General features: G+C 57.2%; 10 protein-coding genes. 5 read left to right on the forward strand and 5 right to left on the reverse strand.

What is annotated here, in order from left to right:
- The first annotated feature begins 34 nt into the window (after window positions 1–34).
- From dnaN to gyrB, 3 genes are read left to right on the forward strand one after another with little or no spacing between them, the layout of a single operon-like run.
- Window positions 35–1,138, forward strand: a complete 1,104-nt coding sequence (gene dnaN, locus V6P94_RS03080) for a DNA polymerase III subunit beta (protein WP_133074945.1) — start codon at window positions 35–37, stop codon at window positions 1,136–1,138.
- 20 nt (window positions 1,139–1,158) lie between these two features.
- Window positions 1,159–2,262, forward strand: coding sequence for a DNA replication/repair protein RecF (recF, locus tag V6P94_RS03085; RefSeq protein ID WP_019828642.1), 1,104 nt, complete (start codon window positions 1,159–1,161; stop codon window positions 2,260–2,262).
- A gap of 5 nt (window positions 2,263–2,267) precedes the next feature.
- Window positions 2,268–4,685: a DNA topoisomerase (ATP-hydrolyzing) subunit B gene (gene gyrB / locus V6P94_RS03090; protein WP_133074947.1), complete on the forward strand. Its 2,418-nt coding sequence runs from the start codon at window positions 2,268–2,270 to the stop codon at window positions 4,683–4,685.
- Between the two features lie 63 nt (window positions 4,686–4,748).
- Here the strand turns inward: gyrB and V6P94_RS03095 are convergent, their stop codons facing one another.
- Window positions 4,749–5,636 carry a LysR family transcriptional regulator gene (locus V6P94_RS03095; protein WP_219261978.1) on the reverse strand — a complete coding sequence of 296 codons (888 nt, stop codon included), beginning with the start codon at window positions 5,634–5,636 and terminating at the stop codon, window positions 4,749–4,751.
- A gap of 130 nt (window positions 5,637–5,766) precedes the next feature.
- On the opposite strand from V6P94_RS03095, the gene V6P94_RS03100 reads away from it, so the two are divergent.
- On the forward strand, window positions 5,767–7,428 hold the full coding sequence (locus V6P94_RS03100) for a GMC family oxidoreductase N-terminal domain-containing protein (protein WP_133074949.1): 1,662 nt from the start codon (window positions 5,767–5,769) through the stop codon (window positions 7,426–7,428).
- A 91-nt stretch (window positions 7,429–7,519) separates the two neighbouring features.
- Entirely contained in the window at window positions 7,520–9,142 is a 1,623-nt protein-coding gene (locus V6P94_RS03105; RefSeq protein ID WP_133074950.1) for an MFS transporter, read from the forward strand.
- 253 nt (window positions 9,143–9,395) lie between these two features.
- Here the strand turns inward: V6P94_RS03105 and V6P94_RS03110 are convergent, their stop codons facing one another.
- From V6P94_RS03110 to glyQ, 4 genes are all read right to left on the reverse strand, one after another.
- Window positions 9,396–10,169, reverse strand: coding sequence for a 1-acyl-sn-glycerol-3-phosphate acyltransferase (locus V6P94_RS03110; protein WP_133074951.1), 774 nt, complete (start codon window positions 10,167–10,169; stop codon window positions 9,396–9,398).
- 77 nt (window positions 10,170–10,246) lie between these two features.
- A complete protein-coding gene (gmhB, locus tag V6P94_RS03115; RefSeq protein ID WP_133074952.1) occupies window positions 10,247–10,780 on the reverse strand; it encodes a D-glycero-beta-D-manno-heptose 1,7-bisphosphate 7-phosphatase in 534 nt (177 codons plus the stop codon).
- Window positions 10,781–10,790: 10 nt separating this feature from the next.
- On the reverse strand, window positions 10,791–12,845 hold the full coding sequence (glyS, locus tag V6P94_RS03120; RefSeq protein WP_219261980.1) for a glycine--tRNA ligase subunit beta: 2,055 nt from the start codon (window positions 12,843–12,845) through the stop codon (window positions 10,791–10,793).
- Entirely contained in the window at window positions 12,842–13,795 is a 954-nt protein-coding gene (gene glyQ / locus V6P94_RS03125; RefSeq protein ID WP_019828634.1) for a glycine--tRNA ligase subunit alpha, read from the reverse strand. Before glyQ ends, glyS begins: the two co-directional genes overlap by 4 nt.
- Window positions 13,796–13,804 lie beyond the last annotated feature (9 nt).

Raw genomic sequence — 13,804 nt, forward strand, 5'->3', positions numbered from 1 at the left:
ACCAGCGCAGCTTATTAAGGCAAGGGACTAGACCATGCATTTCACCATTCAACGCGAAGCCCTGTTGAAACCCCTGCAACTGGTCGCAGGCGTCGTTGAACGCCGCCAGACCTTGCCGGTATTGTCCAACGTGCTGTTGGTTGTCGAAGGCCAGCAACTGTCGCTGACCGGTACCGACCTTGAAGTCGAACTGGTTGGTCGAGTGCAACTTGAAGAGCCGGCTGAGCCAGGCGAAATCACCGTGCCTGCGCGCAAGCTGATGGATATCTGCAAAAGCCTGCCCAACGACGCACTGATTGACATCAAACTCGATGACAACAAGCTGGTAGTCAAGGCAGGCCGTAGCCGCTTTACCTTGTCCACCCTGCCTGCCAACGACTTCCCGACGGTTGAAGAAGGCCCGGGCTCGCTGACGTGCAGCTTGCAGCAGAGCAAATTGCGTCGTCTGATCGAGCGCACCAGCTTTGCCATGGCGCAGCAGGACGTTCGTTACTACCTCAATGGCATGCTGCTGGAAGTATCGGCAGGCATCATCCGTGCTGTGGCAACCGACGGTCACCGTCTGGCCATGTGCTCGATGAAAGCCGACATCGGCCAGCCAGACCGTCATCAAGTGATCGTTCCGCGCAAGGGTATTCTTGAGTTGGCGCGCTTGCTGACTGAGCCGGACGGCGAAGTGAGCATCGTTCTGGGCGCACACCACATCCGTGCCACCACCGGCGAGTTCACCTTCACGTCCAAGCTGGTTGATGGCAAGTTCCCGGACTACGAGCGTGTGCTGCCTAAAGGTGGTGACAAGGTCGTTATCGGTGACCGTCAGGCATTGCGCGAAGCGTTCAGCCGTACCGCGATCCTGTCCAACGAGAAATATCGTGGCATCCGTCTGCAATTGGCCAATGGCCAGCTGAAAATCCAGGCGAACAACCCGGAGCAGGAAGAAGCGGAAGAAGAAGTGGGCGTTGAGTACAACGGCGGTTCACTGGAGATCGGCTTCAACGTGAGCTACCTGCTGGACGTGCTGGGGGTCATGACCACGGAACAAGTGCGTCTGATCCTGTCGGACTCCAACAGCAGCGCTCTGGTGCAAGAGTCGGACAACGACGACTCGGCCTACGTTGTTATGCCGATGCGCCTGTAACCATGCACAGCCCACGCTAGATGTCCCTCAGTCGTGTCACAGTCACCGCGGTGCGTAACCTGCACCCGGTGACCTTCTCCCCCTCTCCCCGCATCAATATCCTGTACGGCGCCAACGGCAGCGGAAAAACCAGCGTGCTGGAAGCTATCCACTTGCTGGGGCTGGCGCGTTCGTTTCGCAGTGTGCGGCTCAATCCCGTGATCCAGCACGAGCAGCAGAGCTGTACGGTTTTTGGTCAGGTTGAACTGGCTGAAGGCGGGCACAGCGCGCTCGGTATCTCGCGGGACCGGCAAGGGGAGTTCCAGATCCGTATCGACGGCCAAAATGCGCGCAGTGCTGCGCAGCTGGCCGAGATCCTGCCGTTGCAATTGATTAACCCTGACAGCTTCCGCTTGCTGGAAGGTGCCCCAAAGATCCGCAGGCAGTTTCTCGATTGGGGGGTGTTCCATGTTGAGCCCCGCTTCATGTCGACCTGGCAGCGGCTACAGAAGGCCCTGCGGCAGCGGAACTCATGGCTGCGGCATGGTACACTCGACGCCGTTTCACAAGCGGCCTGGGACCGGGAACTTTGCCTGGCCAGTGCTGAAATTGATGAATACCGCCGCGCCTACATCAAAGCCTTGAAACCAGTCTTTGAGCAGACCTTGAGTGAGCTACTTGATCTCGAAGGGTTAACGCTGAGCTATTACCGTGGTTGGGACAAAGACCGTGAGCTGAGTGCTGTACTCGCCGCGTCTGTCCACCGGGACCAGCAAATGGGGCATACCCAGGCAGGGCCACAACGTGCTGATTTGCGTCTCAAGTTGGGTGCAAACAACGCAGCAGATATTTTGTCGCGGGGTCAGCAGAAGTTGGTGGTCTGCGCGCTGCGCATTGCTCAAGGGCATTTGGTCAGCCAAGCCCGGCGTGGCCAATGTATTTATCTAGTAGATGACTTGCCTTCCGAACTGGATGAGCAGCATCGCAACGCATTGTGTCGCTTGTTGGAAGACTTACGCTGCCAGGTATTCATTACCTGTGTAGACCACGAATTATTGAGGGAAGGCTGGCAGACGGAAACGCCAGTTGCCCTGTTCCACGTGGAACAGGGCTGTATCACCCAGACCCACGACCATCGGGAGTGAAGGCATTGAGCGAAGAAAACACGTACGACTCAACGAGCATTAAAGTGCTGAAAGGCCTTGATGCCGTACGCAAACGTCCCGGTATGTACATTGGTGATACTGACGATGGCAGCGGTCTGCACCACATGGTGTTCGAAGTAGTCGACAACTCCATCGACGAAGCGCTGGCTGGCCATTGCGACGACATCACCATTACGATCCACCCGGACGAGTCCATCACCGTGCGCGACAACGGCCGCGGTATTCCGGTGGACGTGCATAAAGAAGAAGGCGTTTCTGCAGCCGAGGTCATCATGACCGTACTGCACGCTGGCGGTAAGTTCGATGACAACTCCTACAAGGTATCCGGCGGATTGCACGGCGTAGGTGTTTCGGTGGTAAACGCCCTGTCCGAACTGCTGGTCCTGACTGTACGTCGCAGCGGCAAGATCTGGGAACAGACCTACGTCCACGGTGTTCCTCAAGCGCCTATGGCCATCGTTGGCGAGAGCGAAACTACCGGCACTCAGATCCACTTCAAACCGTCTGACCAGACTTTCAAGAATATCCACTTCAGCTGGGACATCCTGGCCAAGCGTATTCGTGAGCTGTCCTTCCTGAACTCCGGTGTGGGTATCGTCCTCAAGGACGAGCGCAGCGGCAAGGAAGAGCTGTTCAAGTACGAAGGCGGCTTGCGTGCATTCGTTGACTACCTGAACACCAACAAGACCCCGGTCAACCAGGTGTTTCACTTCAATGTTCAACGTGAAGACGGTATCGGCGTAGAAATCGCCTTGCAGTGGAACGACAGCTTCAACGAGAACCTGTTGTGCTTCACCAACAACATTCCTCAGCGCGATGGCGGTACGCACCTGGTGGGCTTCCGCTCTGCCCTGACGCGTAACCTCAACACCTACATCGAAGCTGAAGGCCTGGCCAAAAAGCACAAAGTCGCCACTACCGGTGATGACGCCCGTGAAGGCCTGACTGCAATCATCTCGGTGAAAGTACCGGATCCGAAGTTCAGCTCCCAGACCAAAGACAAGCTGGTTTCTTCCGAAGTGAAGACCGCTGTTGAACAGGAAATGGGCAAGTTCTTCTCCGACTTCCTGCTGGAAAACCCGAACGAAGCCAAGCTGATTGTCGGCAAGATGATCGACGCCGCCCGTGCCCGTGAGGCCGCGCGCAAAGCCCGTGAGATGACTCGTCGTAAAGGCGCTCTGGACATCGCAGGCTTGCCGGGCAAGCTGGCCGACTGCCAGGAAAAAGACCCGGCGCTGTCCGAACTGTATCTCGTGGAAGGTGACTCTGCTGGCGGTTCCGCCAAGCAGGGCCGCAACCGCCGTACCCAGGCCATCCTGCCGTTGAAGGGTAAAATCCTCAACGTCGAGAAAGCCCGCTTTGACAAGATGATCTCTTCGCAAGAAGTAGGCACCTTGATCACCGCCTTGGGCTGTGGCATTGGCCGCGATGAATACAACATCGAAAAACTGCGCTATCACAACATCATCATCATGACCGATGCTGACGTCGACGGTTCGCACATCCGTACCCTGCTGCTGACCTTCTTCTTCCGTCAGTTGCCGGAGCTGATTGAGCGTGGCTACATCTACATTGCTCAGCCGCCGTTGTACAAAGTGAAAAAAGGCAAGCAAGAGCAATACATCAAAGACGACGAGGCCATGGAAGAGTACATGACCCAGTCGGCCCTTGAAGACGCCAGCCTGCACTTGAACGAAGAAGCCCCGGGCATCTCGGGTGAGGCGCTGGAGCGTCTGGTGTACGACTTCCGCATGGTGATGAAGACCCTCAAGCGTTTGTCGCGCCTGTACCCGCAGGAGCTGACCGAGCACTTCATCTATCTGCCAGCCGTTACTCTGGAGCAGCTGGGCGACCACGCGGCCATGCAAGACTGGATGGCCAAGTTCGAAGAGCGTCTGCGTCTGGTTGAGAAATCGGGCCTGGTTTACAAAGCCAGCCTGCGTGAAGACCGTGAGCGTAATGTCTGGTTGCCAGAGGTCGAACTGATCTCCCACGGCCACTCGACCTTCATCACCTTCAACCGCGACTTCTTCGGCAGCAACGACTACAAAACCGTTGTGACCCTGGGCGCTCAGCTGAGCACTCTGCTGGATGACGGTGCATACATCCAGCGTGGCGAACGTCGCAAGCAAGTGACCGAGTTCAAGGAAGCACTGGAATGGTTGATGGCAGAAAGCACCAAGCGCCATACCATCCAGCGCTACAAAGGTCTGGGCGAAATGAACCCGGATCAGCTCTGGGAAACCACGATGGACCCAAGCGTGCGCCGCATGCTGAAAGTCACCATTGAAGACGCGATCGGCGCCGATCAGATCTTCAACACCTTGATGGGCGACGCCGTAGAACCGCGCCGTGAGTTCATCGAGAACAACGCACTGGCAGTGTCCAACCTGGACTTCTGATGGTGTAGTGCAGTTAAAAAAGGCCAACGCTTAGCGTTGGCCTTTTTTTTGGTAAAAAATCACCTACGGCGCCAGCAAAACCCCCTGCTCTTCCTGGCACAGCTCCAGCAAAAAATCCCACACAACCCTCAGCCTTACGGACTTGTGCAGCTCACGGCGGGTGCTGATCCAGTAGCTGCGCTGGACCGACTCTTCGGGCAGTACGCGCACCAGTTCCGGGTCATGGCTGGCCATGTAGTTGGGCAGTACGGCGATGCCGAGCCCTGCTCTCGCCGCTTGCTGCTGGGCAATGACGCTGGTGCTGCGAAAGGTCACGGTCGGGGTACGGCAGAAGTTGTTGAGAAACAGCAGTTCCTGACTGAACAGCAAGTCGTCGACGTAGCCGATCCAGTAGTGATTGGCCAGGTCATCGCGGTTGTTCAAGGGCGGTGCCTTGTCGAGGTAAACGCGGCTGGCGTAGAGCGCCAGGCGGTAGTCGGTGAGTTTGCGAGTGATCAACAGGTCAGCGTTGGGGCGTTCCAGGTGGATGCTGATTTCAGCTTCGCGGTTGAGGATGCTGACAAAGCGCGGCACCGCCACCAGCTCCACTTCCAGCCCAGGGTAGCGTTCAAACAACCCGCGTAGTCGCGACGTGATGAACATGATCCCAATCCCTTCAGTGACCCCAAGCCGGATCTTGCCCATGGGAGCGATGGCCTGGGTGATTTCCTCTTGCGCCAGCAATGCGACGTTTTCCATGGCTTCAGCGTGTTTGAGCAATGCCTGGCCTGCGGGCGTCAGTTCGTAACCTTGTGCATGTTGCACGAACAGCGCAGCGCCGAGGTGCTGCTCGATGCTCTCGATATGCCGGGCGACAGTGCTGTGGGTTGTATTCAGGCGTTTGGCGGCGGCAAGCAAGCGACCACTGCGTTGCAGTTCCAGAAAGTATCGCAGGTCATTCCAGTCAAACATGTCAGCCCCCCAGCACGATTGATAATCAGCTGTGCAAAAACGCACAAGCCATGGGTGAAATCACGCGTTTCAAACTCGAAATTAATCAATAGGATGGTGTAGGACAAGAACAATAAAGGCGAGGTGATCAATGCCATCAGCCAGTAAGGTGTACGACTACATCATTGTGGGCGCCGGGCCTGCGGGTTCAGTGCTGGCGAATCGGCTGTCTGCCGATTCACGTCACAACGTGTTGCTGCTCGAAGCGGGTGGGCAAGATAACTACCCGTGGATCCATATTCCCGTCGGTTACCTGTATTGCATCGGCAACCCGCGCACCGACTGGTGCTTCAAAACCGAAGCGCAGGTCGGCTTGCAAGGTCGCAGCCTGAGCTATCCGCGGGGCAAGGTATTGGGCGGCAGCTCGTCGATCAACGGCATGATCTACATGCGCGGTCAGGCGGGCGATTACGACCGTTGGGCCGAGCAAGGCAATGCGGGCTGGGCCTGGAAAGACGTCCTGCCGCTATTCAAACGCAGCGAAAAACACTTTGCCGGCAACTCCGACCTGCATGGCGCTGATGGCGAATGGCGGGTTGAGCAGCAGCGTTATACCTGGCCGATTCTGGATGCCTTTCGCAACGCGGCCGCCGAAAGCGGAGTTGCCAGCGTTAGCGACTTCAACGGTGGCGACAACCAGGGCTGTGGATACTTTCAGGTCAACCAGCGATCCGGTGTGCGCTGGAATGCTTCCAAGGCTTTTTTGCGGCCAGTGCTCAAGCGTACGAACCTGACCGTGTTGACTGATGTTCAGGTCGATAAAGTGCTGCTTGAAAATGGCCGTGCGACGCAGGTCAGTGCCCGCTGGCAAGGCGCTGAGCATGTTTTCTCGGCCGGTCGCGAGATCATCTTGTGTGCGGGTTCGATTGGCTCTCCTGGGATCTTGCAGCGCTCGGGTATTGGCCCCCGCCCCCTGCTGGAAAGCTTGGGGATAACCGTTCAACACGAATTGCCCGGTGTGGGTGGAAACCTGCAGGACCATCTGCAACTGCGCCTGATCTTCAAACTGACCAAAGCGCGCACCCTTAATCAGGTGGCCAACAGCCTGTGGGGCAAGATCGGCATGGGCCTGCGTTATGCCTACGACCGTAGCGGCCCATTGGCCATGGCACCCAGTCAGTTGGGTGCATTCGTAAAGTCCGATCCCGATCAACCCTCGGCCAACTTGCAGTACCACGTACAGCCGTTGTCCCTTGAGCGTTTTGGCGAGCCGCTGCACACCTTTCCCGCGTTCACGACGTCGGTGTGTAACTTGCGCCCAAAAAGCCGTGGTCGGGTCGATATCCGCTCTGCCAATCCGGATGACGCGCCGCTGATCGATCCCAATTACCTGAGCCATCCTGACGATTTGAAAGTCGCAGCGGATGCGATTCGCCTGACCCGGCGCATCGTGTCCAGTGCGGCCTTGCAGGCGTTTACGCCAGAGGAGTACTTGCCTGGCAAGGACCTGAAAACCGAGCAAGAGCTGTATGAAGCTGCCGCCCGCATCGGGACGACCATTTTTCACCCTGTGGGCACCTGCCGCATGGGCCAGGACGCCGAGGCAGTGGTCGATGACCAGTTGTGCGTTCATGGCGTACCGGGGTTGAGGGTGGCAGACGCTTCAATCATGCCCAGCATCGTGTCGGGTAATACCTGTTCACCGACCTTGATGATTGGCGAAAAAGCCGCGCAGTTAATCCTGCAGGCGTCACTTGACTCACTGGAGCACGCAACTGAGGTCAATCGCGCGGTAGAAACACCGGTCGCTTGAGTGCGATCGTGGTTTCGGGCGCAGTCATCCGGAACCGGCAGTGGACAAAAACAATAATCACTGTGGCCCAACAGGGCTGAGGACATTGAACATGTCAGACGCAATTGCAGAACAAGCAGCTCCCGCCAAGGGAACAACCGGTCGTGAAGAACGGAAAATCATTTTTGCGTCATCCCTCGGGACGGTTTTCGAGTGGTATGACTTTTTCTTGTATGGCGCTTTGGCAACCGTGCTCAGCAAGCAGTTCTTTGCGGGTGTAAACGACACCACGGCGTTCATTTTTGCCTTGATGGCTTTTGCCGCAGGCTTTTTGGTCAGACCCTTCGGAGCACTGGTTTTTGGCCGGTTGGGTGACATGATCGGGCGCAAATACACCTTCCTCATGACCATCATTCTGATGGGCCTTTCGACCTTTGCTGTCGGTCTGTTGCCGACTTACGCCAGTATCGGCATTGCGGCCCCGATCATGCTCGTGGTGTTGCGCATGCTTCAAGGGCTGGCGCTGGGGGGTGAGTATGGCGGTGCGGCCACCTATGTTGCAGAGCACGCAGCTCCCGGCAAACGCGGCTTTAACACCAGCTGGATTCAATCCACCGCGACCCTGGGCTTGTTGCTGTCGCTGGTGGTTGTATTGAGCTGCCGTTACCTGACCGGTGATCAGTTTGAAGTATGGGGCTGGCGCCTGCCGTTCCTGCTGTCCATCGTGCTGCTGGGCATCTCGACCTGGATTCGCATGAGCATGCACGAATCGCCGGCTTTCGTGAAAATGAAAGCCGAAGGTAAGACCAGTAAATCGCCGATCCGCGAGTCGTTCGGTAAATGGGAAAACCTTAAAATTGTTCTGATTGCGCTGTTCGGCATCAACGCGGGCCAGGCGGTGACCTTCTATACCGCGCAGTTCTATGTGCTGTTCTTCCTCACGCAGATGCTCAGAATTGACCCGGCCCAGGCCAACATGTTGCTGATTATCAGCGTGATCATCGGTGCGCCGTTCTTTATCTTCTTCGGCTGGCTATCGGACAAGGTGGGGCGCAAGCCGATCCTGATGCTCGGCCTGTTGCTCGCCACCGTGTTGTACTTCCCGCTGTTCAAAGCATTGAGCCATTACGCCAACCCGCAGATTGATACTGCCAGCCGTCAGTCACCGATTGTGGTGATGGCTGACCCGGCCACGTGCACCTTCCAGTTTGACCCGGTGGGCAAGGCTCGTTTTGACAGCCCGTGCGACAAGGTCAAAACCTTTCTGGTGAAACAGGGCTTGCCGTACACCTCGCAGTCAGTTGCAGCAGGCACCGAGGTTCAGGTGTCCGTGGGCGAGAAGAAAATCAGCGGTTTCGACGAAGCCGCCATGCGCGCTGCAGTCACTGAAGCGGGCTACCCGGCCAAGGCCGACCCAAGCTCGGTCAATCAGCCGATGGTCGTGCTGATCATGGTATTGCTGACCCTCATCGCCACCATGACCTATGGCCCGCTGGCGGCGGTGATGGTCGAGCTGTTCCCGACCCGCATCCGTTACACCTCCATGTCCCTGCCCTATCACATTGGCAATGGCTGGTTTGGTGGGTTCCTGCCAACGGTATCGTTTGCGCTGGTGGTCTTCACCGGGGATATCTTCTATGGCCTGTGGTATCCGGTGGTGATTACCGGGGTCAGCCTGGTGGTGGGCATGATCTTCCTCAAGGAAACCAGGAACGTGAACATCGACAAGGTCTAGCCCATCGCGAGCAAGCCTGCTCCCACAGAGTTGTTCGGTGGGAGCGGGGCTTGTCCGCGATGTCAACACGGCGGTCAGTCAGACTGTCAGACACAAAAAAACCGGCTGGAATAAGCCGGTTTTTTTATGTTCCAAGAAAAACTTATGCACGGTTTTCGGTAAAAAGTCTGAAATCGAAATAACTATTTAAATCATCGACTTACAGATGATTTTTGAAAAATATCAAAATCTTGTGCACACCTTATCCACAATTTTACTGACCCACGGCGGTGGTGATGGGTGCCGCCACTGGAGGCAGTGAACCCATGTCACGCTGAGCCTGTTCGTTCCAGGCTTGAACACGGTCGTTCAGCTCGGCAATCGCCCGTGGTCCAGTGCCGTTGGCGTACATCGGCTCACCAATGACCAGCTCGATCGTACCGGGCTTTTTAGCCCAGCCGGTCTTTGGCCAGTACTTGCCAGCATTGTGGGCAATTGGCAGTACCGGCAACTCGGCGTTGACCGCCAGGGCCGTACCGCCACGGGAAAACTTGCCCACCTGGCCAAACGGGACGCGGGTCCCTTCCGGGAAGATCAGCACCCAAATATTGTCCTTGAGCAGCTCATCACCTTTTTTGGCGATGTGCTTGAGCGCCGCCTTCGGGTTGTCACGGTCGATGGCAATCGGACGCAGCATCGCCATCGCCCAGCCAAAGAACGGTACATACAGCAGCTCACGCTTGAGAACCTGGCTCAACGGCTGAAAGTAAGCCGAGAGGAAGAACGTCTCCCAGGTACTTTGGTGGTTGGCCAGAATCACGCAAGGTCGTTGCGGGATGTTTTCAGCACCCGTCACGTTGACGTGAATGTTCAGAAACACTCGCGTCAGCCACAGCGCACAGCGGCACCAGTACACGTTGATAAACCGATAACGCGCACGGAACGGCAAAAAGGGGGCGACAAAAAAGCTCAGCGAGCACCACAGCAGAGAGCTGGTGCCCAGCAGCAGGTAAAAGAAGAAGGTTCTGATGGCCTGCAGGATCGACATAGCGACTTTTACCGTTGCGGATAGAGCACGACTGAACAACCCGATCCACCGTGTGATGGGGCGTGTTCAAACCTGCTCTATTTGTGGATAAGTTCTGCGGCAACTGCCGCCAGATCGTCAAATATTAGGGTATTAACCGGTAGAACTTTGGCCAAAGTTTGTAGGCCTTTTCCGGTTTTTACCAAAACGGGCTGAGAATCGACGGCTTGCGCAGCCTGCAAGTCACCCAAACTGTCACCGACAAACCAACATTGGGTCAAATCGGCGCCGTAATGCGCGGCAATCGTCTGGAGCATGCCTGGTTTGGGCTTGCGGCAAGCGCAGCCCTCATCAGGACCATGGGGGCAATAAACGATCAGCCCGACCTCGCCACCCTGCTGCGCCACCAACGCCCGTAAACGGGCGTGCATGGCGTCGAGTGTGGCGACATCGTAATAGCCGCGGGCAATGCCGGACTGGTTGGTCGCGATGGCGACGGTCCAGCCGGCTTTGCTCAACTGCGCAATGGCCTCGATCGCGCCGGGCAGTGGAATCCACTCCTCAACTGACTTGATGTAAGCGTCGGAGTCGACATTGATCACTCCGTCCCGATCGAGAATCAGCAGTTTCAACGGTAACCCCTCAGCCCAGCAGTGAAATATCGGCAACGCCCAGGAACAGGCCACGCAGACGTGCCAGCAATGCATAGCGGTTAGCTCGCACGCTCGCATCTTCAGCGTTGATCATCACCGCTTCGAAGAACGCATCCACCGGCTCGCGCAGGGAGGCCAGACGGGTCAGCGCTTCGTTGTACTGACGGGCAGCAGCCATTGGCTGTACCGCTTCGTCAGCCTTCTGGATGGCCGAGAACAACGAGAATTCACTGGCATTGTCGAAATAGCGGGCTTCAACGTGAGTTGAAACCGTGCCTTCAACCTTGCTCAGCAGATTCGATACACGCTTGTTCACGGCGGCCAGTGCAGCGGCTTCCGGCAATTGACGGAACGCCTGCACGGCTTGCACACGTTGATCGAAGTCCAGCGCCGATTTTGGATTGAGGGCACGTACCGACAGGTAAGTGGCAACGTCCACGCCTTCATCTTCATAACGCGCACGCAGGCGGTCGAAGATGAATTCCAGGACCTGGTCGGCCAAACCGGCCGACTTGATCTTGGCACCGAACGCGCTGACAGCGAAGTTCACCGCTTCAGTCAGGTCGAGGTCGAGTTTCTTGTCGATCAGAATGCGCAGGATACCCAGCGCGGCACGACGCAGTGCGTACGGGTCTTTGCTGCCGGTCGGCAACATGCCGATGCCGAAAATCCCTACGAGGGTGTCCAGCTTGTCAGCGATGGCCACTGCAGCGCCGGTCAGGGTGCTTGGCAACTCGGCGCCAGCGCCACGGGGCATGTATTGCTCGTTCAACGCCAGGGCGACGTCTTCAGGCTCACCGTCGTTCAGCGCGTAGTAGTAACCGGCAATGCCTTGCATTTCCGGGAACTCGCCGACCATTTCCGTGGCCAGGTCGCACTTGGACAGCAAACCGGCACGGGCTGCACGCGAAGCATCGCCGCCAATGCGCGGGGCAATGAATGCCGCCAGTTTGGACACGCGTTCGGCCTTGTCGTAAACGCTGCCCAGTTGAGCCTGGAACACTACGTTTTGCAGGCGCAGGTTGAAGCTTTCGAGTGTCTGCTTTTTGTCTTGCTTGAAGAAGAACTCGGCATCGGTCAGACGTGGGCGAACCACTTTCTCGTTACCCGAAATGATCTGCTTCGGATCTTTGCTCTCGATGTTGGCCACGGTAATAAAGCGCGGCAGCAACTTGCCATCAACGTCCAGCAGGCAGAAATACTTCTGGTTGTCCTGCATGGTGGTGATCAGGGCTTCTTGCGGCACATCCAGGAAGCGCTCTTCAAACGAGCACACCAGTGGCACCGGCCATTCAACCAGCGCGGTAACTTCGTCGAGGAGGCTTGGCGGTACGATTGCAGTACCTTCCTGCATCGTCGCCAGCTCGGCTACACGCTTGGAAATCAGCTCACGACGCTCATTGAAGTCTGCCAGCACGTAGGCTTTGCGCAGGTCTTCGAGGTAGTTGGCCGGTGCTGTGATGGTGACGTTTTCCGGATGATGGAAACGGTGACCACGGGAATCGCGACCCGATTTTTGCGCCAGGATCGTACAGTCGATCACTTCATCGCCCAGCAGCATCACCAGCCATTGGGTTGGACGCACGAATTCGACCTTGCGGGCACCCCAGCGCATGCGCTTGGGGATAGGCAGGTCGTTGAGCGAATCTTCAACGATGGTCGGCAGCAGGGTGGCGGTCGGCTTGCCGACGATCACCTGGCTGAAACGCAGCTTTGGGCCGCTCTGATCGATTTCGCTCAGCTCAACGCCGCACTTCTTGGCGAAGCCAAGGGCTGCCTGGGTCGGGTTGCCTTCAGCGTCGAAGGCTGCCTGACGTGGCGGGCCATCGATATTGATGCTGCGGTCCGGTTGCTGGGTATCGAGCTGGGTCAGCAGCACGGCCAGGCGACGCGGCGCGGCGTAAACCTTCTTCGCGCTGAAGTTCAGACCTGCGCCTTGCAAACCTTTTTCAATCCCGGCGAGAAACGCATCAGCCAGGGTATTGAGGGCTTTTGGCGGCAGTTCTTCAGTGCCCAGTTCAACCAGAAAATCTTGAGCACTCATTGTGCAGCCTCCAACTTAGCCAACACTTCATCACGCAAATCAGGTGGAGCCATCGGGAAGCCCAGCTTGGCGCGAGCTTCGAGATAGGCCTGAGCCACCGCACGGGCCAGGGTGCGCACACGCAGGATGTACTGCTGACGCGCGGTCACGGAAATGGCGCGACGGGCATCAAGCAGGTTGAAGGTGTGCGACGCCTTGAGCACCATTTCGTAGCTTGGCAACGGCAGCGGCTGGTCCAGTTCGATCAGGCGCTTGGCTTCGCTTTCATAGAAATCGAACAGCTCGAACAGCTTGTCGACGTTGGCGTGTTCGAAGTTGTAGGTCGATTGCTCGACTTCGTTCTGATGGAACACATCGCCGTAGGTCACTTTGCCGAACGGGCCGTCAGTCCATACCAAGTCGTAGACGGAATCTACGCCTTGCAGGTACATCGCCAGGCGCTCAAGGCCGTAGGTGATTTCGCCAGTTACCGGGTAGCACTCAATGCCGCCGACTTGCTGGAAGTAGGTGAACTGGGTGACTTCCATACCGTTAAGCCAGATTTCCCAGCCCAGACCCCAGGCGCCCAGAGTTGGCGATTCCCAGTTGTCTTCGACGAAACGGATGTCGTGTACCAGAGGGTCCAGGCCGATGTGTTTCAGCGAACCCAGGTACAGCTCCTGGAAGTTTGGCGGGTTTGGTTTCAAGACTACCTGGAACTGGTAGTAGTGCTGCAAACGGTTAGGGTTTTCGCCGTAGCGGCCGTCAGTCGGGCGACGACTGGGCTGCACATAAGCGGCGTTCCAGGTTTCCGGGCCCAGAGAGCGCAAAAACGTGGCGGTATGGAATGTGCCGGCGCCCACTTCCATATCGTAGGGCTGAAGCACCACACAACCTTGCTCGGCCCAGTATTGCTGGAGGGCGAGGATCAAGTCTTGGAAGGTACGCACTGCTGGCGTAGGCTGGCTCACAAATTCACC

Origin of the sequence: Pseudomonas sp. ML2-2023-3, from assembly GCF_037055275.1 — a bacterium.
In the GTDB taxonomy this organism is placed as follows: domain Bacteria; phylum Pseudomonadota; class Gammaproteobacteria; order Pseudomonadales; family Pseudomonadaceae; genus Aquipseudomonas.